Source organism: Dietzia sp. B32 (assembly GCF_024732245.1).
Lineage (GTDB): Bacteria > Actinomycetota > Actinomycetes > Mycobacteriales > Mycobacteriaceae > Dietzia.
Map to the genome: position 1 here is coordinate 2,693,266 of NZ_CP093845.1, position 23,596 is coordinate 2,716,861.

Here is a 23,596-nt window from a genome sequence, read left to right on the forward strand (position 1 = left end):
CCGATCTCGTCGACCCGGTGGTGCAGTACATCGACGGGGTGTGCGCCGAGCGCGGCGAGCCGGCCGGGGCCCTTCACTACGCCGGGTCCGGCCGGTCGGACGTGGGGCCGGCGTTGCTCGTGCGGCAGCCGGATCGGGTGGCCGCCGCCGTGCTGTGCGGTGTGCCGGCGGCGGGCGTCGACCCGGCGGGCTTCACCGCGCCGGTTGTCGCGATGGCCGGGGTCTACGACGCCGACGTGGCGATCTCCGATGTCGCCGCCCTCGCGCATGGCGCGCCCCAGGGTCGGTTGGTGGTGCTGGAGCGGGTCGTTGGGCCGTCGCCGCTCGAGGTTCCAGAGCAGGTGGCCGCGGAGCTCGCCCGGCTGGCGCCCGCGCCGGGATACGCGACGATCGCCGAGCGCACCGACGCCGGCATGGCCGTGCGCCGGGCGGTGCTGGGCGATGCCCACGTGGATCGGGCGACCGCCGCCGCGACCGACCTGACGCGCGAGTTCCAGCACTTCATCACCGACTACGCCTGGGCGGTATCTGGACGCGGCCCGGGCTGGACCGCCGGGTGCGCTCGATGATCACCCTCACGGCCCTCGTCGCCCGCGGCCATCACGAGGAGCTGGCGATGCACCTGCGCGCGGCCCGCACCAACGGGCTGAGCCTCGACGAGATCCGCGAGCTGCTGCTGCAGACCGCCATCTACTGCGGGGTGCCCGACGCGAACACCGCGTTCAGGATCGCGAAGCAGACCTTGGATGAGTATTTTGAGGCTTGGGGGCCACCGGATATTGCGTTCGGGGGCCAGCAGTATTGCCGTTGGGGGCCGGTGATCGCGACTGTCGGGGCCACCGACCCCCCAGCGGGGTCTTCGCTACTGGTGCGCGGCGGCGTGCTCGCGCATGTTGTGGGTGCCGGTGTCGATCCAGATGGCGCTGTGGACGATGCGGTCCATGATGGCGTCGGCGTGGACCCCGGAGCCCAGGCGTTGGTGCCAGTCCTTCTTCGCGTACTGCGTGCAGAAGACGGTGGATCCGGTGTCGTAGCGGCGCTCGAGCAGTTCGAGCAGCATGCTGCGCATCGCCTCATCGGGGTGGTCGAGGAGCCATTCGTCGATCACGAGTAGAGAGAACGCGGCGTACTTCTTGAGGAACTTCGTCTGACCCTGCGGTCGGTCTTTCGCCAGCGCCCAGGCCTCTTCCAGGTCGGGCATTCGGATGTAGTGCGCCCGGTACCGGTGGGTGCAGGCTTGCTTGGCCAGGGCGCAGCCGAGGTAGGAGTTTCCCGAGCCGGTGAAACCCTGAAACACGACGTTCTGTTGGCGATCGATGAACGAGCAGGTGGCCAGCTGGGCGAGCACGGCCCGGTTCAGGCCGCGCTCGTCGATCAGGTCGACCCGCCGCAGATCAGCACCCGGGTACCGCAGTCCTGCTCGCCGGATCAGCCCGTCGACTTTGGAGTGGTTGAAGCTCTCGTGGGCGTGGTCGACGACCAGCTGCAGCCGCTCATGAAAACTCATCTGAGAGAACGTGGTTCTCGTGTTGCGCCTCGATCGCCTCCAGCAGGGGCTGGGCGCCCATCTCGCGGAGCTTGCGCTTGGTCTCGATATCGATGGCGCTCATCGTGTGCCTCCGGCGTAGTAGTCGGCGCCGCGCACGTAGCCGCCGACCTCAGCGGGTGCTTCTTGTGCCGGTCGCAGGGCCGCGGCCTTGTCCTGGCCGGTGACCAGGATTGGTTGGATGTGCGCGTACCGGGGCGAGCGCACCGGACCGGTCAACGCCAGTGCGCACGCGGCTTCGACCCGCTCGGCCGAGAAACGGCGAGAAAGGCGCAGCACCGCCAGGGCGGCGTCCAGGCCCTGTTCGTCGACCGAGACGGATTCGAAGACCCGGTTGACCACAATCACCGCCGCCGGCCCCACCCGCTCGGCCCACTGGCGAACCCGCGGCGCATCCCACTGTTGGTATCGCTCGCCAGCTGGGAGGTCGGCGTCATTGGTGCGGTACTGCCCTGATGTCTGCTCGGGAAGCAGAAGGTGGCTAGAGATCCGCTCGGTACCCCGGTAGATCTCCAGCGTTCGGGCGGTGATCCGCACGTCGACCTTGGTGCCGATATGCGCCAATGGGGCCGAGTAGAAGTTGCGCTCGAACACCACGTGCCCGTTGCGGCCCACGCGGCGGCCGTAGAGCCACCGGCTGATCTCGTACGCCACCGCCGGCAGCGGCGTCAGCAGCGGCTGCTCATCCGCGGTGAACACGCCGAGTCTTGAGCCGGGACGCTTCTGGAACGGTTCGCGATTGTAGGCGTCCATCCGCTCACCGATCGCCTCCGCCAGCTCGGGCAGCGAGGCGAACTTCCGATCCCGCAGGCCGGCGATCACCCACGTCGCCACATGCAAGACGGTGTTCTCGGCCCCAAATTTGTCCTTGGGACGCCGTATCCGACCTGGTAAAACGGCTGCCGAGTAATGAGCGGCCATCTCCCGGTAGGCATCATTGAGCACGATCTCCCCGTCGCGGGGATGCTTGACCACCCCGGTCTTGAGGTTGTCACACACGATCCGAGGCACCGAACCACCGAAGAACTCGAACATCGCCACGTGCGCCCGCAGCCACGCGTCCCGCTGCATGTCGGTCGCCGGATAGACAAAGGCGTACCGGCTAAACGGCAGGCACCCAACGAACAGGTACACCTTCCGCGTCGCCCCGGTTGCCGGGTCGGTGAGCTCCATCGTGGGGCCGGACCAGTCGACCTCGACCGTTTGGGCGGCCTTGTGGCCGACGCGGGAGGCGGCGCCGGTGACCATCACGTGCCGCTGGTAGGTCTTGCACCACCGGTCATAGCCCATCGCCGGTGCCTTCGAGGCGCTGCACTGGTCGGTGTACTCGCTGTGCAGCAGCTTCAGCGTGACCCCGACCCGCGCCATCTCCCGGTGGACCTGCTCCCAGTCCGGCTGGGCGAACACGCTCTCGTGCTCCCCGCGGCCCGGGAACAGGCCTCCGACAGCAAGTACCTCGGCCGGACCGATTCCGCCCCTGACCCGTGGTGAGTACCAAGGGGAGAGAGTTATCGACAGAAGTCGTCGTAGTTGCTTAACGCCTTTGAAGGCTCGCGGTTGTCGTTATTTAGCCTCGGAACCGCCACGGCAGAGGCGATCCGGCGAACAGCGATTCGCTGACCCGCTCCGACGGCCGGCCATCTAACTGTCGGCGGCATGGTCGAGATACCCCGTACGTGCAGCCAATCGCGCTATAATAACCACCTCTGATAAGAAGATGGTTAGATTGGAATCTGAGGAGACGGTGATGCACGGGTTGTCTCAGACGGCTCCAAAGCGTTCAGCTAGGGTTTGGCCGACTTTCAGCGCGCTCGTAGCTGGCGTTACAGCGCTTATTGCGCTCGCACCCACCGTCAATGCGGAGGTGGACTCGAGTGTCGGCCCGAAGGGGGCGTGGGATCTACATTCGCTCTCCGAGTACGACGTGTCTGCTGAGATTGCCACTTTTAAAGAACGTCACGAGTGCTGGGACCAATTAGACATCTACTACGACTGGGAAATAGGGATGCTCAAGAATGAGTTCGGTTACCGAACTCATTGGGCGCGCAATCCAGAAGAGCTATGGTCCGGACATTTCTTTTGGGACGGTGCGACGGTACAGGGTGAGGCGGGTTTGACATCTAATACGAACCCGACGGAGACCGAGATCTCTAGCTTAAGCGAAGCTCAGAAGGCCCAGCTGTGGGAAGAGTACACCAAGCTGGGGGGTCCTAGTTTTCCTGATATGGATGACGACGACTTCATTTCGTTTCTAGCTGTTGGCGAAGGGGCAATCTCAAATTATTACAACGAAGACGGCTCGGTTAAGTCGTTCGAACCTGGAAACTACCCACCATCGCATTACGACGGACTGCTAGACAGTCAAGACCTTAAATTTTGCATGTACCCCGCCCGCGCTGGCGGAAGGCCATATCCATATCAATTCACGTGGTCCCGCTTCTCACGGCTTTAGGGATGATGGTAGAACGTCCGGGCCGCTTAATCTTCTGGTCGCCCTCTTTGAAGTCCCCTTGGGGACAGAATTCTATGACTCGGAGCAATTATGACGGATCTCCACCAGCTAACACTGCCACGTACGGCTCAACGCCGGACCAGGGCTGCAATTTGGTCAGCCAGCGCCGCCGCCCTCGTCCTGTCCGGATGCGGAAACGGCGGGGACGGTGGAGCCGGAGCCTGGACGCCATTCTCCAACGACGGCAAGGTCATTCACGGCGAGGAGTGCAAGACTCGCGATGACATATATTCAACCGGAAGTTTTACATTTAGTGATCGTGAAAATACTTTCCAATCCTTCATTAAGTCAGTTTCGCTAGTTGATGGGGCTCCAGGATTATATGATCCGAGAGCCGTACCTAAACCCGTCGATCTCCGGACGTTCTCTGATGAACAGCTAACGATGGTTTGGGAGAGCTTTCAAGGCGTCGTCGAGGCGGAGGGGCTGTCTGCCGGCACGTCATACAACTTTACGTTGGTTGGTTACGGAGACGACGGGCGAATTGACGAATATGTGGAGGGCGAAACCTACCCGTACACTTGGGGGGATGGCCATATAGATAGCCATAAACTGAAGTTTTGCGTTTTTGTCGGAAATCCCAGCGAGGTTGCAGACGATCAGTACCTCGGCGGCCAGGATTAAAAGCGACCATCTGTCGACAAGGGATAAGCGGTCCATCCGAAACCATTCATCGCCACCACTGATTTCGTCATTTGATTAGTTGGTGGGCGATGCTTGCGGGTCATATTATTTGGGGTTCGGGAGCTGCCACAAACTGGGGCGTTGCGAAGTCGGCTCAGGTCGCCTCGCTCGCGGTGTCGGAGCGGTGGGCACCCGATTAGTGGCGACATACGGCTCGCTCACCACCGCGCCGGCACCCGCAGCGTCTGACGACTTCGCTGAGTCCTATCTGGCCCACCGTGCCGCAGAACAAGAGCGCGGCCCAGACGTCGAGTCGACATCCGGACCGCAATGGGAGTGGGGAGCCACCACCGATTCCTCCCCCGACCCGTGGTGAGCCTGAAAAGGCAGGGGGTTGTCAGCAGTACTTGTCGTACTTGTCCAACGCCTTCCACGGCTCGGGGTTGTCGTTGTCAAGGGCCGTCATCCTCAGCGCTTCGCAATCCAATGGGCTAAGACGGGTGCCACTGCTACTCGAGCTGCCGGGGCTGCGTGATGTGCTGTCGTCCTCGGAGGACGAACACATTCCCAATCCCAGCAGGAGGGCAACACCTATGGCAACGGCACAGCCGCAGCCTGCACCAGATTCGCTAGACACCGACTAAGTATAAGTTAACGCGCGTCTTGGACCTACTTGGCTACGTCTCGATCACGGTGGGTTCAGACCTGAGTTGGACCTCTTGATGGGGTTTCGGGGCCAGCGGCATTCATCGCTGCTGGTCAGCGGACTTCGGGTAAGGGATTCGGGGCACTAGCCGGGCTGTAGTTTGTGGGTGTGAGCCCGTTCGTGCGGAAGGTGAAGACGTCGTCGGGAGCGACGGCGGTGCAGATCGTGGAGAAGATCCGCGGTCAGCGGAAGATCTTGGAACACATTGGGTCCGCGCACACCGAGGGCGAGCTGGCGGCGTTGATCGCGGTGGCAAGGGGCAAGATCACCGCCGGCCAGCAACCGCTGGAACTGGGCTTGGAGACGGAAGCGCAGGTCCGTTCCGGCGGGGATGCGGTGGTGCGCCGGCACTCCAGCGAACTGCTGTGGCAGACGTTGACCAGCACCTTCGACGCCCTTGGCTTCAATGCCGTGGCCGATGAGACGTTCAAGGCGCTGGTGTGCGCTCGACTCATCGAGCCGACCAGCAAACTCGATACACCTCGCGTCCTGGACGACATCGGCGTTGATGCTCCGCACTTGTCGAGCATCAAGAGGGCACTGGCTCGCTGCGTCGAACGCGACTACCGCACCGCGCTAGCAACCGCGTGCTGGGAGCACGTCACCTCCGCCGGCGGCCCGGGCGTCGCCCTGGTGCTGTACGACCTGACCACGCTGTACTTCGAGGCCGAGAAAGAAGACAGCCTGCGCAAGGTGGGCATGGGCAAGGAACGCCGCGTGGACCCGCAGATCACCGTCGGTCTGCTGGTGGCCAGGGACGGGTTCCCGCTGGATATTCACGTCTTCGAGGGCAATAGAGCTGAGACCAAGACGCTCATTCCGGTCATCACCGCCTTCCAGCAGCGCCACCAGATCAGCGACATGGTCGTGGTCGCCGATGCCGGGATGCTCTCAGCGGCCAACCTCAACGCGCTCGAGGACGCCGGACTGTCGTTCATCGTCGCCTCCCGCACCTCCAAGGCACCGAAGGAGCTGGAGGACCACTTCGGGCGGCGTGGCAACGCCATCGACGACGGCGAGGTCGTGGAGTTGATCCGCCCGATGGGGCAGGGACGGGATCGGCGCGACCGGCGGGTGGTGTGGCACTACAAGTGGCAGCGTGCTCAGCGGGATCGCCGCACGCTCAACGCGCAGATCGACCGTGCGCAGCGGGTCGCTGACCGGTCAGAACCGCTCAAGAAGCAGCGGTTCGTCAAGGTCACTGGCCAAACCGTCGCCCTGGACGAGGCGTCGATCGAGCGGGCGCGGCAGTCGGCCGGCTACAAGGGCTACGTCACCAACATCGACTCGTCCGTGATGGACGGCCATGCCGTCGTGGCGGCGTATCACGACCTGTGGAGGGTCGAGCAGTCCTTTCGCATGGCCAAGTCTGACCTGAAGGCGCGGCCGATCTTCAGCCGCACCCGCGACTCGATCGAAGCGCACCTGACCATCGTCTTCGCCGCCCTAGCGATCGCCCGCCACCTGCAAAATCGCACCGGGACGTCGATCAAGAAGATCGTGCGGACACTGCGCCGGATCCACACCGTCGTCATCGACGTCGACGGACACAAGCTCACCGCTCGCACCCCGCTCGACGACGACTCCCAAGCCATCCTCACAGCCATCGCCGCGGGGCACTAACGAGGTCCAACTCAGGTCGTAGGCGTTGATCAGGCCCTGGCACAGGCGGTAGGTGACCTCCACCGCGGCGTGAGCGTCGTGGGCGACGAACGCCTTCCACAGTCGGGCCTTCTGTTTGTCTGTCAGCAGTTCCTCCCTGGTGAGCAAGGCGCGGCGGATCGCGTAGAGCGGGTCGCCGGATCTGCCGCGGTGACCGGTGGTGTACTGCTGCACGCGCTGGCGGCACACGGTGAGCTTGTCCGCCGCGAGGTGCACGACGTGGAACGGGTCCATCACCGTCCGCGCCGCAGGCACAGCCTTGGCGGCGGCCGAGTCATAGCCGGCAAACCCGTCCATGGTCACGACCTTGATCCGGTCACGGAACACCTGGTCACGAGCGGCGAGCCAGTCGGTCAAGACTTTCGCCGAACGGCCCGGGACCATGTCCAGCAGGCGGGCCGGGCCGGTGCCATCGACCACCGGGGTGAGGTCGACCAGCACGGTGACGAACGAGCTGCTTGTCCGCGTACACCCTGATGTGTCGGTCCGGGGACAGGTTCATGTGTAGGTCGGTGTTCGGCGTTCCGTAGTTGTTCGCCGAGGTGGGTGGGCCACCCTTGGAGTCGTCTTCCGGCAAGTTGACGATTCCCGAAGGGTGGCCCACCTCCATGATCCTGGATGAGGAGTCCTGGATGAATATCCGACGTTTCAAGCAGCTGCGTGCGACGGGCATGTCGTACGCGGAAATCGGTCGCGAGTGCGGTTGCGACTGGCGCACGGTGCGCAAGTAATTGTCCGAGGATGCCCCGGTTTCGCCGCCGTCGGCGCCGTCACGCAAGGGCACGCAGCGAATCGCAATCACCGCGGCGATCGCGGCATTGATCGATGTGATGCTGCGAGCCTGCATCGATATCAAGGCCACGGTGATCTGCGAACGCCTGGCCGATGAGCACGATGTGCACGTGCACTACCAGCGGGTCAAGAACTACTGCCGGGCCCGCCGCCCCGAGATCCGTGCCGAGCTCGGTCTTGATGAGCCAGGGACGGCGAGTCTGCATCGACGTATCGCCACTCTTCCCGGGGCCCAGGCGCAGGTCGACTGGGGTGATGAAGGCGATCTGCTGGGCACCGGGGTGCGCATCTACTCGTTTCACATGACGCTGTCTTACTCGAGAGACCCGTTCTGTTGCTTCGTGACCTCAATGGATGCCGCAACGTTCTTCGACTGCCACAGGCGGGCGTTCGCCCACTTCGGCGGGGTGCCAGCGGCGATCGTCTACGACCGACTCAAGACCGTGGTGCGTCGCCATGTGGCCCCCGGTAAGGCCGTTCCGGTCACGGCCGCGGCCACCGCATTCGCCGGGCACTACGGCTTCGACATCGACGTGCTGGCTGCGTACCGGCCCACCGGGAAAGGGCGGGTCGAGCGGCAGGTCGACATCGTGCGCGAACACGTCGTGGCCGGCCGCAGTTTCCGCTCCACCGACGACGCTGATGCCGCGTTCGCCCGGTGGGTGACGATCCGCCGTAAGCAGGCGCACCGCACCCACGGGCAAGTCATCGGCGAGGCCGCTGCAACCGATCACGCAGCCCTGGGTCCGCTCCCGGCCATGGGGTACGAGATCTTTGACGATCACGTGCGCACTGTGGGCAAGGACTGCCTGATCTCGTTCGAGGCCAATCACTATTCGGTGCCCGCCGCCGAGGTGGCAGCCAGGATGAAAGTATTGGTTCGAGCCACCGCCGACCACGTGATGATCTGTCGTCTCGATACCCCGGCGAAGGTGTTGGCCACTCACCGCCGGGGAAGCAGAGGGCATGAGTGGATCATCGACCCCTCTCACTGGGACGGCCTGCCCGACGGAACAGGACGCGCCATCAGCCATATCCTGCCGGACGACGGCACTACGCCTGTAAAGCCCATGGGGTCGATGTCGGTACTAGAGCAGTTCCTGTCAGGAATTGAGCCGGTACCGGATATTCACCGGCCGCTGGCCTCCTACGAACTCGTGGCAGGTCAGGCATCGTGAGCGAATTCGTCGTCAGTCGCATTTCCGCCGCCGCCGAGCGGCTCAAGCTACCCCATACCGCTGCCAGTGCAGCGGATGCTGCCGCCCGAGCTGAGCAGGCCCAGCTGGGCTACCTGGACTTTCTAGACCAGCTGCTCGAGGAGGAGGTCACCCACCGGGAATCGGGGCGATTCCGCAACGCGCTCAAACTCTCCGGGCTGCCACACCACAAGACCCTGGAGGACTTCGACTTCGCGTTCCAACCCGGCATCGACGCCAGGCGCCTCAAAGACCTCGCGGCGATGGAATTCGTTGAACGCAAAGCCAACGTCGCCCTGCTCGGCCCGCCCGGAGTCGGCAAAACCCACATCGCCGTGGCACTCGCGGTCACCGCATGCCGGGCCGGCCACTCGATCTACTACACAACCCTGGATGAACTGGTTCGCAAGCTGCGCAAGGCCGACAATCTCGGCACCCTGCCCAAGCAGCTGTCGAGTCTGGCCCGGCCATCACTGCTGGTAATCGACGAGGTCGGATACCTCCCCCTCAGTCGCGCTGAGGCAAACATGTTCTTCCAGCTGATCTCACGCCGCTACGAAAAGGGCTCCACGATCATCACCAGCAACAAGACCTTCGCCGAATGGGGCACGGTCCTGGGCGACGAAGTGCTGGCCACCGCGATCCTCGACCGGTACCTGCACCACTGCGAGGTCATCGCCATCAACGGGCCGTCCTACCGCCTCAAAGATCGCGCAGACCTTGTCAGCAACGCTGAGGACCCGGCACCATAAGACCCAGCCGGACACCGACACGTGAACCTGTACCCCGAACGACCCGTCACCCTGTACACGGACACTGCTGCCGTCGCCGCGAACGTGCTTCCACTTGTGCTCATCGACTCCAAGGACGCGGACCCCGTCGAGGTGGCCGGGCTGGTCGTAGACCATGGTGCGGATCTTCGATAGCGCCAGGTCATTGACCAGGTCCCATCCCACCCCGAGAGCTTTCGCGACCGCGGACACACTGGTGCGATCGATCGCCAGACGTTGCAGGATCCAGCGGGTGCAGCGGCGGGTGGTCTTGGCCCGGGCCTCGGCGAGCAACGGCGTGCGTTGCTGGAAGATCCTAGTCGTACACTCGGTGTTCTCGCAGGTGAAGCGAGGTACCCGTACATGCAGCTTGGTCGGGCGGCCAACGATCGGCAGATCAGTGACCTTCCGTTCGACATGATCCCGAAGGCGGCCGGCCGTCCCGCACTCGGCGCAGACCGGATCCAGGCCCACCGGAGAGCAGAACAAGTGCGTGAACTCGCCGGCCACGGCGGCGTCGGTGATCGTCACGCCCAACTCGACGGTGCGGCAGATGGTGTCGGCGAGCAGGCTGGCGGTAGCGTTCAAAGCGGGTCCTGGGGTGTTCGATGCAAGGCGTAGGAACCTGCATCTTCACACGCCCCAGGACCCCCTCGACTCCCACATCACCGCGCCCTCAGCGAACCCCCGCTACGCACTCCGGATCCGGAAGGGCCGGTTAAGGGGGTCTGGCGTTGACGAACGTGATGACGAAGTGCTCGGGGCAGCCGTACCAGGAGTCGCCGTCTCGTGGTACTGCCATTATCCCGCGCGGGAAGAGGGCATGGCTCGTCGGCCGTATTGTGGCGGCAGATCGACGATTCACCAAGAAGCGGCGACCCTTCCGATGCAATTCCCGGCGGACCGCTACGTCCAGGACAGTATCTAATCCGCGACTGTATCGCATGCTTCGCCGCACTCCGGGAGACGAGGCCCAGGATTGCGCTCGATTAATTAAGTGATCGCGACGAGGTGTTAGGTTATTTACTTAGGTCCTATAACCTTTTCTGTATGCCTAGTTGCATTAAGTGGCACGTCAGTTCGTTGCTCCGATGAGGGTGTCCTTTTCCTGGCCTTTTTGGAAACTGATCCCACCGCCCCTTGAGTAGCTCCACGGGGCTCGGGTGAACGCGTCAAGCCTGTCTTCGTTGATTTCTAGCCCCAGCGCAGAAGCCAAGATATGTGCACCGAGGCGCGGCGGAATTGCATTCCCGATCTGTTGGCCAATATCTTTCCCCGACCATGGATAGTCGCGGGGGAAGGTTTGTAAGCGTCCGGCCTCGTGATAGGAGAACCTGTCCCACGTCCCACTCTCTAGCTGAACGCGGTTTCTCATGACCTTGCCAGTAACCGTTGCAGACGGCTCATCGAATCGGCGGCGCCCGCGCTTACGGGGGTCCCCGCCGCTGCCGTAGTTTGAGACGACGACGAATCCCAGCGGACGTTCAAGCGCCTTGTACATCGGAACCCACGGCTTGAGATCTTGGCCTGCCTCTGCTTTTGCGCCCCGGCGATACGAATGGTGCGTGGGGGTAGGTAGCGTGACTCGCAAATTGCCCGTGCGATTGGCGACTAACACCGCTCTTCTTCGAGTCTGAGGAACTCCAAACTCTTCGGTACGGAGAACGCCGTGGTCCACGCTGTACCCTAGCTTCTCGAGGATCTCACGGTATGCGGCCCATACTGGAAGTACCGCAGGCACCTGTTCGAGCACGATTGCGTCGAAAGGCCGGTCCGCATCGACTGCCTCCAGGATCCATCTCATAGGCTCAAGGACCAGTCCAGTTCGTTCATCATCGAGCGAATGGATGCTGTCGGAGATATCATCCCTGGCTGCCATCCGGGTTAGCAGTCCAGTGACCTCTTCCAGAGATTTACGACCGGTTCCCGGACCGGCAACAGTGAACGTCTGACACGGAGGGCCTCCTGCCAGGACAGTTGCGTTGGGGAAGTTTGCCGGGCCCAGAGTCCGCACGTCCCCCTGGATGGTGTCCAGCTTTGCAGCACTACGAGTAGCGCATGCGTTCTCGTCCAGTTCCACACCAATGGCTGGGATCCCAAGCCATGCCGCGCCCACATCTAGCCCACCCGGACCGGCGAAAAGATCGACAATAGCTGGAGCCCGATCCGGGCTCGCAAGGGGGAGTTGCATAGGGAGGATGATAGCCGGCGCACAACGAGATCGGCTGATCCGTTCAGCATCGGCCTCTGGTTGCACTCACTTCGAGTCCCCGGCCTGAGCTTTGCGGAGATCCTCCAGTACGTGGTCGAAGAGCCCGGGTACTTCGGCTCCACCGAGTACCAGCTGCCGGTCCAGGAAGCGATTCGCCGTCTCGCAAGACGTCTCACTGACCAGCGAACATCCGTGGCAGGCAGACAGGTTAAGGTTCGTTGCTCCCTGGCGGTCGCTTTCGATGCAAACTGGATCGTTGCTGCAGACGTCGGCATCGTCTAACGCGCCGAGTAGTAGTGGAAGTAGCCGATCAGGGTGCCCGAGACGTACTAGTCCCCCCAGTGTTCCCTGGGCGTCGCCAGCAGCGGTGTAAATGAGCAGGCCAGCGGTCGGGTCCTCTCGATCTGAGCTCGCATAAATTCGCTCTTGCAGAGATGCGGATGAGTAACCGCTTGCGAACGCTAGTCGCCGGATCATTAGGTGGGCGAGTGTGTGGATTGCCACAAATCGGGGTTCGGGCCGTTCTAACCGATGAGCCCATGAGGAAGCTTGCTGGCGCTGGAGTAGAATCTCCGCCCTAGCTTTCACCGCTGGAATCTGTTCCCACCCACTAATGTATCCCTCGTCGAATTGGATGAAAATCCCCTCCCCGAATAATTCCACTGCGGGGTAAGTGGGATGATGGCGGCTTTCTGTTGCCAGGTCGGCAGATATGAATGCTGCTTCAGCGCTGTGGCGCCGGAAACCTGTGAGAGCCCGGACTTCGCGAACTCGGTTGACTTGTCCGAGTGCCGCCAGTGGCTTGGTGAGGGAAGGAGGGAATATCGAATCTATTGAGACCTGCCAAGAATCTACGACGAAATCCGATGCGCTGTGATCACGGCCAACTACTTTCAGCTTCTTTAGGAATGCGGCCCATTCTCCGTCTTTCAAATCTAAGACCACCGACGACGTTGACTCAGTTTCGGTGCCGTCGAGTGCCAGCGCGAGAACTTCCTCCGCTTTACAGCCCAGATCATCCGCGATCCAGCCCGCTACCATCTCTGCCTGTGGACCGCCGTTATCTGCCACTACCTTCTCGAAATAGATATGTGCACGGATTCGATCGCGCCTAGTTGTCGATTCCGGAGCTTCTTCGGGGATGTCGAGGGCTGAGATTCGGTCGGCAATGTAGTTCCCGGTTGCACCTCGTTGGACAGCCACGAGCTGATGTTCGCACGGCTCCAGAGGGTTGCTGTCTTGCCAAGGCTGGGTTCCGTCGCAGCGAATACCGTCGCGCTTCAGCGAGCCGCTCATGACGAGATCGGTCAATGGACGTGTGCGGCCGCAGCCGTTGCATACAACCTGCAACGATCCGAGGCCCTCGCCGCGGGTGGCAGACCGGACGAATTTTAGCTCTTTGTAGGACCGGCAGAATCTAACGTGTTCGGTGACTCCTGGGTCGCCACCACGGTGGGTCCACATAAACCAGGGGATGTCCTGGATATGGCTGCCCTTGTCGCACACGGCGACGTAACGCATTGGTACGAGTGCACCGCCACAGTCACAATTATTTTTCCACTTGCCCTTGTAGCGGCCAGTCGTACTCGAGAGCCTGGTGCATCGTTCACAAAAGCGCCAGGTGGGAAAACGCCAGTACAGCAATCCTCGGGTGTCCTTACCCGGGCGACCCGAGTGGGTCGGAGCTTCTCGCAGAGTGCTGCCACCAAGCCGCGAGGTGAGGCGTTCGCAGTGGATTTCCGTCGAGATCGACTTGTCCCACCATGACGTATCAGGTGCGATCAAGGATTCGCCTCTGACGTCGACGATGGAGCCGACTCCGAACGGTGAGACGGTTTCCGAGAGTCGGAGGTCATGCCTGATTCGTTCCATACTTGCCCTCCTCGTGCGGCTCACGTATTTCTACTGACACGTTTGGCTCTACGGATCGCATCGAGTCGGCGACAAGCCAGCCTTCGCCGGATTGGCCGAATCGCTTGAGGAGCGCTTTGTCCTCGGCGCGGTTCCGGTCATAATAAAGATCCTCGCCAGCGGCGCGGGCGGCGCTAGAACGGCGGTCCCAGTCGCGCACCAGCGCCCATAATTGTGCCACGGTGTCTTCGAGTTCGGCTTCGTCGGCGCGGCATACGCGTTCAGCAAGAGCCTGCACTAACGCTGTGATTGTCGACTTCTGGCCCGGTTCCCTGAGATCAAGTCGAATGGCCGAAGAGTTGCCACTCAGAGTCGGCGCAGAAAGTCGAACCAAGGCCACGAGGGCTCCGGCAAGTGATCTTTCTCGAGACGCCAACGACCATGGGGTGACGCTAGTGGGTTCGACGTTTCGATAGAGTGTTTCGTGGTAACCGCGGAAAGTCTCGAAGTGGGATCGATCGCGCGCGCGGTTTGAGCGGAACAGAGTGGTTACCACCCCTCGAACCTCTCCACGTCCGACTCGACTTGTCGCCTGTATGTACTCGGCAGTTGTCTTGGGTTGGCCGACCATCAGCATGAGGGCTAGTCGAGGGATGTCGATGCCAACTGAGAGCATATTTGACGACAAGACGACATCGATCGCCTCTTTCGAGTGGTCTACGCTCTTCTTCAGCTCGCGGAGATCATTTGGTAGCTCTGCGGGGCCACGCCTACTCGTCAGTTCGAGAACTCGGCCGGCTCGTACGGTGCGGAGTGCGATACCCAAGCGCTCAGCGCGTGGAATGAGTCGGGCGTTGACGTCGTCCACGACAAGCGTGCCGGTCCTACCGAGTTCCCGGAGGCTGTTGTGATACATGACCGCCGTCCAGTATGCGTCGCGCGTGGATTCAACCGTCGAATCTCGAGTCAAGACTTCGGGGATCTCGAGTAGAGGTGAGGCGGCAGAGACCATCGCGGACACCTGGGAGAGTGCCTGCGGCATCAGTCCGACGTAGAGACGGCCTTCCCCTGTCTTCACGGGGCGGGAGAAGAATGTCCGGTCTTCGTCCAGTCCCGACGGGGGGTAAAGCGCTACCTTGCGGCCGTACAGCCCCTTCGTTTGATCTTCGGATGCGCGAATGGTCGCTGTTGACGCCACGATCTTGGGAGCGCTACCTCCGGCAGAGAGCAACAATTGCAAGACTGCATCGAATACGGCCACGGTCGTGCCAAGGGGGCCAGAGAGCAGGTGGAGCTCGTCTTGGATTATTAGTGACGGTTGCCGGTAGCCAGTATCCAAGCCGAGGAGCCGCCCCGCTTCTGGTTTGAACTGGAGACGGGCGAACTTGTCGACAGTAGCTAAGAGGATCGTCGGAGGGTCGGCATAAAGAGCCTCGTCCACGACCTTCAGTGGAAGCTCGCGATAGAATTCGCACCCTGAGTTCGTACAATGAATAATTAGCTCTCGACCGATGAGTTTCACACCGTAGGCGGACCTATCGTGCGAACGTGAAGCCGGCAGCAAAGGTGTGTCGCACCACGGGCAGCTCTCGACTTGAAATTGATTTGCCTCTTCGGGATTCGCGGCTTTGTATAGCCGGTCGAGAGCGGCTTTCCCCTCGGAAACAGTGCCGGGAGTGACTTCGTTGCCTACCCACAGCCCGATGGAGAATGGAGCCATTTTGCTAGCTAGTGGATCGGAGTGCGGGCCCGGCCTCCGTAGTAGTTCCATTGAGCAAATTAGAGCCGAAGCGCGCTGGAACTGTTGCGCAGTGAGGAGACGCAGCGTGTATCTAGTGATTACTGCGGTCCCTCCGCCGCCAGCGCCGTACTCCAGCCGCCGGCGAAATATTTCAATTGCAGCCAAGCCGAGGTATGCCTCGGTCTTTCCGCCGCCGGTCGGGAACCAGATGAGATCGACCAACTCGCGATCATGGTGGCGCTCGTCAGTTGTCGAAGCCAGGGATACCAGAAGGAATCCAAGTTGGAAGGGGCGCCAACGGGGCTCACCGGTGGAATTGCGGAGCATCTGAAGACGCATCGACCGCATCGCGAGGGAGAACGCCGTGCGTAGGTTGTGTTGATCCTTACCGTCCAGCATTTCTACCGCCTTGCGCATCCGCTCCAGAGAGACAACGGATCGCTCGACGATTCGGCTTGCGATGTTCGCGCGCGTTCCGAAGCCAGCCACGCGCTCTTCTTGTTCAGATACCCAGGTTGCAAAGGCGCCTACGAACGCTTCAAGCGAGTCGATCACCTCGCGGCGGGAGGTGTCGATCTGCGCCAACGCCTGGAGCTTGAGTGCTTCGGCTTGTGGGGTGGCTTGTGGAAAACCGACGGTCTCGATAGCGGGGACGACGTGCGCTGGCACTGGCTCCAACCACACCCGTGTACAGACTTGTTCGTCTGCGTCCCAGTCGGCGGCCATGCCGTGACCGACCGCGTAAACCCTCCTATTCCTGTATCGAAGCCTGAGCTCGGCTGATTCGTCGTCCAGCTCGAGCGCACGAGTTGTGTTGTACTCTTCGAACACGCCACCCGCGCTCGCCCTAACCTCAAGACTGACCTGGAAGAGCGAATTGAGGGCGTCAATCCGATCGTTGCCGGAGGCCGGAGCCAACACCCGCGTGTGAACGGTGACAAGATGCCAGTCGTCAGTATCACGCCATCGAGCTCCGAGCTCGATTGGGACATCGCCAGCTGCTAGCTGCATCGGACCACCCCCGCGAGCGATCTTGACCTCGTTAAACTCAAATGGGTGACGTTCCCATCGAGGTGGCCCCCCGTCTTCAATTGCCTTGTATGTAGCACCGGCTAAGCGCACATCGACTTCCGGACGATTGGTGATGAAGGAGATAGCCACCGATGATGGGCGCCAGTCCGCTGCAATCGGGACAGTTGCGCCGGTCTCTTCGACTTCACCCGCCGCGCCGACCTCCGCGGTGACTTCGTCGTGGACACCGGTGGGGCTCCCATCCTCGTCAGGGGTCTCCTCTTCACGGGGAAATAGTATTCCGACTGAATACTGCAGGGTTGGCCGGTTAGTGAGGATCTCCTCTGGCCCGCCGTCTGGACCGAGATAGGCGGATCGCAAGTGTGCGAGTACGGCATGCTGTGCCTGAGTCAGCGTCATTCGCCAGTCCTCCCTCTCACTGTAATTTCTTTGACCATCCGCTGCAGTCTCCGGCGATCTTCCTTGGTGATGACGATGTGAAGGGACACCCGGGCGCGTGTCACTGCTACGTAGAAGCGTGCTGTTCCGACAGAGTCAAACTCTGAGGGAAGGTTGCACACGATTACGTGCTCTGCTTCCAGTCCCTTGGCATAACGCGGGCTTACAACTTTGAAGTCGAGCGGGCTTTGAAACGGTTTAGATTCGCTAGCTACATCGATGATCCATACCGAAGCTCTTGCTACACCGCTCTCGACTAAGGTAGCGGCGACCGTTTCACCATCTGTCACTCCGGAACTCTCTGGGACGGTAACCCATTGGACCTTTTCTCCGTGGACAATGCCAGGGTCTCCGACATCGGCGCCAAGGTACTCTTGAACAATGTGAACTATTGCCTGGGTGTTCCGGACATTCAGATCCAAGTCGACCCAGATTGCTTCGGTCCCCAGCAGCTCAACGACGTCTGGGTCGTAGGAGCCGTCGACGTGGGCCTGGTTGTTCTGATCGAGGAACATGCGCCACCGACCCTGCACTCTCCCACCGGCGACCACTTGATCGATTTTGTCCATAGCGTTCGCGGTCATCATGTCCTGTGCTTCGTCGACGAGGACGACGTCATAGCGATGATCCGTGTCTAGTGCGTCGAACGGAATGACATCTATGCGGGTGCCGACGAGATAGTTTGTAAAGAACAGCGTTAGGCTGGGTGACTTGAATGTAATCAGGACCGACTTGCCTCTATCGCTCTCCTGTTTGGCTGCTTCAATCAGGACAAGAGACTTTCCCGTGCCGGCGCCTCCAGCGACCAGCAACCGGTCGTTGCGGGACAATGCAGCGAGGACTCGCGCCTGCCCACTGGTAGCGCGATTCTGCTCTTCGATCACCGCTCCCCGCTGAGCGTCAATTACCGGCATACGCGTGAACTCTCCGAACAAGCGAGTCCGAAGATCGTGTACGCGGGCGGGGCGTTGTCTCGGCGGGCAGGACTGGGCCTCCGCGACGATCGCATTAAGCGCGGCCGCAATGCCTTCGCCAGACATGTTCGGAAGCGCAAGCCAGTGAGTCCGCTTCCATCCGATGTCGTCGGGTGGCGAATCGATATCGGGCGTGACCACACACGCTTGATACGGGAACCATCCGAGATTGTCTTTTCGTAATATCTCGCGCAAAGCGTGTGCAGCCGATTGGGCCTGCTCCATCGGAGAAGACGACAACTTATGCCAGTCATTGTGACGATCGACGGAGTACCAGGTGCCATCGTGCTTCCGGACTCCGCCGCCCTTGACCTCGACGACGACGACAGTACGCTTCCACAGAATGACGAAGTCAGCTTCTGCCTGCTGTTTGTAACGATGTTCTCGCAGCCGTACTGAATGAAAGGCGACGGCGTCAGTGTCACCTTCGGTCCTTTGGAGGAGGCGGGCAAACGTTCGTTCGGCATTACTCTCAGCGCGACGCTCGATGTCGGCCAATGAAGGGACAAGGATCATTCCCGTTGTTCCTTCCAGAGTTCCTCATATTCACGATAGCCGAGGAAGTCGTTCATGGCTCCCCAGTTGTCGGCGACGTCGACAATTAGGCATTCTTCCTTTCCGCCGTTACCTTTTCCTCTCAATCCACGGCCCGCCATTTGGATATAGGCGCTTGGGCTGAATGTGGGTCGCGCTATGTAAAGTGCGCGCACTCCCGGGGCATCAAAACCTTGGGCCAAGAGATCGCAGTTTGCCAAGACCTGGATTTCCCCATCTTTAAATCGTTTAATGACGTCGCGCCTTTCCTGGCGTCCGGTTTGGCCGCTAACGGACGCAGCCTTGACGTTACGGTAGCGAAGTGAAGCGGCTAAAACCTGAGCGGAGAGCACGCTTGGCGTGAACACGAGGATGGGCCACTCGGGATCCTGGCCAAGAATGTGTTCAACCAGTATCTTCATGCGCGCTTCCGAGCGCCCGATCTTCTCGTAGAGGCTCTTGTCGATTAGAGGGCGACTTTGGGAAAGTGCGTGACTCTCCTGAATGCTATCTGGGATCTCTATACCTTGGAGAATTTCGTGTTGAACCTTGGCGAGCACCCCAATGCGGACGAGCTCTGCGTAGGCCCCGCTCTCGAAGGCTGCGAGGCGTTTCCGACCAAATCGAGCGGCTAGTGATTCGGTCGCTTTCTTCATCTCGGAGGCACTTCCCTTGAACGGGGTAGCGGACAACCCGACAAGCGGCCTTTCCCAGTTGCGGCCACCGACACCCAGCCAGTTAAGAATCCGGGTATAACGGGTGGAGTCGCCTGCGCGATGTGCCTCATCGATGAATACTGCTGTCGGCTTCGATAGCCACTCGTACTCGGGCTTTTCGATTACCTCTTCGAGCTGGGCATCGGTGGCTACTATAACGCTGAGTTCGGTATCCGGTTCGTGTACTTTATTGCTTGACCACAGACGTCCGATCGTCAATGGGCGAACGTCCCCTATGTAGCGCCACACCTCCTCGAAAGTCTGGACTGCCTGCTCGCAGAGTTCGGCCGACTGTGCGATCCAAAGAATTGTTCCGCTGAGCACCTCGTCGACGAACAGGCGCAACGCCGTCTGGGTCGCCACGCGTGTCTTTCCCGCCCCGGTCGGTAGCTCCACCATTGCCTTCTGGCTGGGCCCGGCATCCGACGGCTGAGTCAGGACAACGCGCAGCTCCTCGCTTATCCTTTTCTGATAGCTATGAAGTGGGCCAAGTTCTACAGCGCCAGGTACGACAAACTCCACTGGCCGGGGTTGGTTTCGCTGGCCCGCGAACTTGGAGTCGAAGCCCATTCTGCGGACCCAGGTAATCGCAGCCGGAAGGCCGGCCCACTCGCGAGGGACATCCTTGAAGCCCTCAGCGCGGAATCGGTCGGCGAGAATCTTCAGGGAATCGGAGCCGTAGACCGTCAGAAACAGATCTGCTACCGACGTACGCTTGTCAACTAGGTCTTGAGCAGCCAGAGCAGACCAAAGGCCACTGGGCAAGGCTTCCCGGAGGTCATCAGGGCCGATATACAGATCGAGTCGTTCTGCGTCCGTTGCGGCTGACTTAGCTCTCACACGGAGCTGCTCTAGGTGGTGGTCCAAGCCGACCTTCAAGATCGAGTCAATCTGTGCATTGTCGAAATGCAACCCGAATGCTTCACTGATGAAGCGTAGTACCTGATGCTCACTTGCTTCATTAGCTACGAAAAAATCAAACCCGTCAATGTGCCATGGGACTGGCTGGTCTTCGACGCCATCTTCTGTGGTGACGCGCTTTGCGATCATTTCGGCCCGGGAAAGCTTGACGTTCTCGAGATGCTGCGACCCCATTTGATTCCGGAGTCCGGTGAAGAGGTCGAGAACGGGTTCGCTCGATTGGGTTCCTTCGATAATCATGGAGAACGAAAAGCTCTCTTCGAAGCTGCGGCAACCCACGAGCTGCACCAGATCAGTCGCGTCTTCCGGAGTCGCCCGCAAGAACGCACGTTCTCGGGACCGGAGGAAGTCCGCTTGTTCGTCGTTAGTGGCGATGAACACGGTTTCAGGTGCCCGCGCTTCCAAAGTGCGGCGGACGCGGGCGGGAATACTCGCGGGAATGGCATTGGCGAACGCAGAGCGTGTCGCGGCGAGCACGAACTCGACAAGCACCTCGTCGTCGACCGGTGCCGGAAAAACGGGGCTTTCGAGCATCTCCCGGAAGACGTGCCTCGGTACGTCAGAGAGCTCGTCGGGGAGACTGAGGGAATCCATCGGCTTTCGCGGACCCTTATAGAGCGGGAGAAGTGGCTCGTATCGAACCAAGGACGGCGCGACCACGTCCGACGGGGGACGGTGGCCGCGGGTCGACCTCACCAGCCCCGCGGCTTTGACCGCCCACCGGGACGGGGAATGCAGGGTAAAAGTGCGGCCGGACTCGATGTCGTCAGCCGTCCACGGCTGGTCATCCAGAGTTAGCAGGCCAGTTGTCCAGGTTTCTCTCAAGCGGGAGCCAGCGGAGCTGTCTCGGAGCATGAACAATACTGAGAACGGGCCGGGGCCCTCCGAGTGGTTAAACTCGACTGCCTCGACCGGCCGTTCTCCGGGCGCTAAGTGTTGATTTATCCACTCGAGTGCCCAACTTTGGTATTGCGTGAAGAACGGTTCGTCCTCGACGGAGAAGTCGGCAATCGGTTCCTGCACAACTCCTATCCTGTGGGCGACTTCGGGCACACACCGGTGTCGATCAAGTAATCGGATCGTAAGCTCGCCCTCAATCTCGACGTCAAGATCAAGGACTTGCTGAGGCCATGCCCAGTCGCCGTCTCTCGTCGGCACCTTAACTAGGGATGCGCCTTCGCGCTGCATAAGGCGCGCTGCAGTGTCCGGGCGTAAGTCAAGGGCGGCATCCCACAGTTTAGCCAGGTCGGTCTCGGGCGATCGCGGGGTCAGCTTCGCGATACGGGCAGTGAGGATTGCCTGCGGGTCGAGATTGCGAAATCCTCTGTCCCGAAGAATTTGCTCTACGCCTTGTTGGCGCAAGAAAACCGGATCCACAAAAACAGCATTCTCAATATCGAGATCCGCCTCGCGCTGGAGAAATACCACCCGGTTGTCTGCCAGGGAGCAGAGGCCCTCCGAGGTAGGGATGATTCTTGCCGCCTGTATCCCTTCGAGGTTTCCGTTTCGGACGACGGTGTGCAGGGCATTGGCTGCAGAGACGGGATCGGATCCCTCGGCCCACTCACGCAGCCACGACAACAGGCCACGCTTGGGCAGCTGTTCGAGCGCTCGCTTGGAGTCCTTCGCCCCGGCGTCGAGATTGAAGCTTGCGCCAGCTGAGAAAAGGTCCCGTAGGCGCGTCATGCGGGTCCTAGTGGTGTAACAGCGCCAGTGAGGCACGTCGTCGCCGGTGTTCGGGGACGTAAGCCAGCCCCGATGCACCTCGGCGTCAAATACGACATCGAAGTCCAGCGGGCGTAGCTCGGAGCCGCTTCGAAGGGTGCCAGTCGCGTCCGGGATCAGTTGATCGTCCGCGGCCAAGACCGGTACATGGGTCGTGAGCAGTTCGTCGCCGAAGCCGTGCGTTTCCCGTCCACGGGCGGGCATGTAGTCCAGGTGGACCGCGGGATCCTGTTCGGTTATTACACGCGGGAGAAGTTCGACGAACATCGCGGCAAGTGTGCCCAATATCTCGCGATTGTAGTCGTTATGGAGCAGAGTGGTTCGATCGTCGTTCACGCTCCAAGGTGCGTTGAATAACGCCGAGGCGGAAGTCTTATCTTGCAGGGGGAAATAGGACCAGAACTGGCCAGTCTTTAGGCTTTTTTGTTCAGCGGGTATAGCGACCGTCACCTTGAATTCGGCGCGCGAGACGGCCTCGCCCACTTGATGTCGCGCTTCTCGCGAGGGAGAGTGCATCCGATCCAGGACCCACCAATCCTCGCCCTCTCCGTCGTGGCCTTCTATTCGGAGCCGCCCGTCTCCTAGGTCTCGCGAGATGTGGGACGTCGTAAATTCATTTTCGCCCACTATGCGAAGTCGGACTGTGCGGACAGCATGGACAAATAATAGGAACTCGGAAACGAAGTCGCGGATTTCGCGGTCGATACGTTTGATATTGGATGCTGCAGGCAGCTTGATGATTGTAGTTGCCCAGCTCGAAAGCCCGGCGAGGATTGGGTCCTCGGCGAACGCGGCTCCTGGATCGAGTTGCACGGCTGTTCTGAGTACTGGGTATCGTGGTGCCTTTATTATTTTCGCGAGCTCATGTTGAGCCTTCGCGGTATTAAACCCAAACGAGATCGAGCGGCTGAAGACCTGAGGTGCAGATGACACTGCGAGTACGGACTTGAAGCCAAGCCCGAAGCGGCCGATTTCATCACCACGCTTTGCGCTGAGATGCGCCATCGTGATCGCAATCAGACCCTCGGCAGTGAAGGGTCTGCCGCCGTTGGCACAATAGAGAACTTCGTTCTCGGTGTCGAGGACGATCTCAACTCTGCCGTGAGCCTCGTCGAAGGGTTCGGCAGGGTCATTTGAGAGGGCGTCAGCCGCATTTTGGACCAGCTCCAGCAACGTGCGCTTTGCGTAACCGCCAGTGCGGATCGATTCCTCGTGGTTGGCATGCTCGGTGATTAGTTCGGGCTGAGCTCGATAAGCGCTGAGGGTCTGCTGAAATTGGGACTGGAGAGTGCTAACTAACTTGGGATCCGCGCGCCAACTGTTAGTGTCGAGCAGGACCTTCTCGTTGTTGCGCAACAGCTTTCGTCCTTCGCAATTCGTTGGTCGAACGTTGATTCGCCGGAGTGAACTCGACCTAGACAGGCGAATCGGGCACGTCCGTAATGTTAGGGCGTGTCACTGACGGTGGTTGGAAATTGATGATTGCGTCTGGCAAGAGTTGCGCGCTGCGCGTCGAGTCAGGCGGCGGGGGCGGCTACTGCTCAAGGTGATTGCTGCTGGGAGACATGCGCTTTGGACTCTCCCAGGTCTAGCTGCGCCACGGCCCCTGTCGCGGAGACGTCCAGCAAGTGGGCCGTTCTGGGA

At 60.9% G+C, this 23,596-nt stretch carries 11 protein-coding genes and 6 pseudogenes; 7 read left to right on the forward strand and 10 right to left on the reverse strand.

What is annotated here, in order from left to right:
• Positions 1 to 413 precede the first annotated feature (413 nt).
• A pseudogene (gene pcaC / locus L8M95_RS12775) lies at positions 414 to 751 on the forward strand (4-carboxymuconolactone decarboxylase); the annotation flags it as partial.
• Between the two features lie 111 nt (positions 752 to 862).
• Here the strand turns inward: pcaC and L8M95_RS12780 are convergent.
• Positions 863 to 1,610, reverse strand: a pseudogene (locus tag L8M95_RS12780) (ATP-binding protein).
• Positions 1,607 to 2,983 (reverse strand): annotated as a pseudogene (istA, locus tag L8M95_RS12785) (IS21 family transposase); the annotation flags it as partial. The pseudogenes istA (L8M95_RS12785) and L8M95_RS12780, both read right to left, overlap by 4 nt.
• A gap of 289 nt (positions 2,984 to 3,272) precedes the next feature.
• On the opposite strand from istA (L8M95_RS12785), the gene L8M95_RS12790 reads away from it, so the two are divergent.
• From L8M95_RS12790 to L8M95_RS12800, 3 genes are all read left to right on the forward strand, one after another.
• On the forward strand, positions 3,273 to 3,998 hold the full coding sequence (locus L8M95_RS12790; protein ID WP_260486503.1) for a hypothetical protein: 726 nt from the start codon (positions 3,273 to 3,275) through the stop codon (positions 3,996 to 3,998).
• A 90-nt stretch (positions 3,999 to 4,088) separates the two neighbouring features.
• Entirely contained in the window at positions 4,089 to 4,682 is a 594-nt protein-coding gene (locus L8M95_RS12795) for a hypothetical protein (RefSeq protein ID WP_260486504.1), read from the forward strand.
• 814 nt (positions 4,683 to 5,496) lie between these two features.
• Positions 5,497 to 7,011 carry an IS1634 family transposase gene (locus tag L8M95_RS12800; protein ID WP_260486505.1) on the forward strand — a complete coding sequence of 505 codons (1,515 nt, stop codon included), beginning with the start codon at positions 5,497 to 5,499 and terminating at the stop codon, positions 7,009 to 7,011.
• 18 nt (positions 7,012 to 7,029) lie between these two features.
• On the opposite strand, the pseudogene L8M95_RS12805 reads toward L8M95_RS12800, so the two are convergent.
• Positions 7,030 to 7,518 (reverse strand): annotated as a pseudogene (locus tag L8M95_RS12805) (transposase); the annotation flags it as partial.
• Positions 7,519 to 7,781: 263 nt separating this feature from the next.
• Here L8M95_RS12805 and istA (L8M95_RS12810) point away from each other — a divergent pair.
• Genes istA (L8M95_RS12810) through L8M95_RS12820 form a run of 3 tightly spaced genes read left to right on the forward strand, consistent with a single transcriptional unit; the run spans position 7,782 to position 9,964 of the window.
• On the forward strand, positions 7,782 to 9,020 hold the full coding sequence (gene istA / locus L8M95_RS12810) for an IS21 family transposase (protein ID WP_260486506.1): 1,239 nt from the start codon (positions 7,782 to 7,784) through the stop codon (positions 9,018 to 9,020).
• Positions 9,017 to 9,790 (forward strand): IS21-like element helper ATPase IstB, encoded by a 774-nt coding sequence (istB, locus tag L8M95_RS12815; protein ID WP_107749414.1) that lies wholly within the window; start codon positions 9,017 to 9,019, stop codon positions 9,788 to 9,790. Before istA (L8M95_RS12810) ends, istB begins: the two co-directional genes overlap by 4 nt.
• A gap of 21 nt (positions 9,791 to 9,811) precedes the next feature.
• Positions 9,812 to 9,964, forward strand: coding sequence for a hypothetical protein (locus tag L8M95_RS12820; protein ID WP_260489306.1), 153 nt, complete (start codon positions 9,812 to 9,814; stop codon positions 9,962 to 9,964).
• 189 nt (positions 9,965 to 10,153) lie between these two features.
• On the opposite strand, the pseudogene L8M95_RS12825 reads toward L8M95_RS12820, so the two are convergent.
• The 7 genes and pseudogenes from L8M95_RS12825 to L8M95_RS12850 form a co-directional block, all read right to left on the reverse strand.
• Positions 10,154 to 10,339: pseudogene (locus L8M95_RS12825) on the reverse strand (transposase family protein); the annotation flags it as partial.
• A gap of 544 nt (positions 10,340 to 10,883) precedes the next feature.
• Positions 10,884 to 11,687, reverse strand: a complete 804-nt coding sequence (locus tag L8M95_RS12830) for a DNA cytosine methyltransferase (RefSeq protein ID WP_396119797.1) — start codon at positions 11,685 to 11,687, stop codon at positions 10,884 to 10,886.
• A 51-nt stretch (positions 11,688 to 11,738) separates the two neighbouring features.
• Positions 11,739 to 11,999: pseudogene (locus L8M95_RS17610) on the reverse strand (DNA cytosine methyltransferase); the annotation flags it as partial.
• Positions 12,000 to 12,065: 66 nt separating this feature from the next.
• Entirely contained in the window at positions 12,066 to 13,892 is a 1,827-nt protein-coding gene (gene drmB, locus L8M95_RS12835) for a DUF1998 domain-containing protein (RefSeq protein ID WP_260486508.1), read from the reverse strand.
• Positions 13,873 to 17,043, reverse strand: a complete 3,171-nt coding sequence (locus L8M95_RS12840; RefSeq protein ID WP_260486509.1) for a helicase-related protein — start codon at positions 17,041 to 17,043, stop codon at positions 13,873 to 13,875. The genes drmB and L8M95_RS12840 overlap by 20 nt, the downstream gene beginning before the upstream one ends.
• Positions 17,040 to 18,572 carry an NERD domain-containing protein gene (locus L8M95_RS12845; RefSeq protein ID WP_260486510.1) on the reverse strand — a complete coding sequence of 511 codons (1,533 nt, stop codon included), beginning with the start codon at positions 18,570 to 18,572 and terminating at the stop codon, positions 17,040 to 17,042. The genes L8M95_RS12840 and L8M95_RS12845 overlap by 4 nt, the downstream gene beginning before the upstream one ends.
• Positions 18,569 to 23,308 carry a sacsin N-terminal ATP-binding-like domain-containing protein gene (locus L8M95_RS12850; RefSeq protein ID WP_260486511.1) on the reverse strand — a complete coding sequence of 1,580 codons (4,740 nt, stop codon included), beginning with the start codon at positions 23,306 to 23,308 and terminating at the stop codon, positions 18,569 to 18,571. Before L8M95_RS12850 ends, L8M95_RS12845 begins: the two co-directional genes overlap by 4 nt.
• Positions 23,309 to 23,596 lie beyond the last annotated feature (288 nt).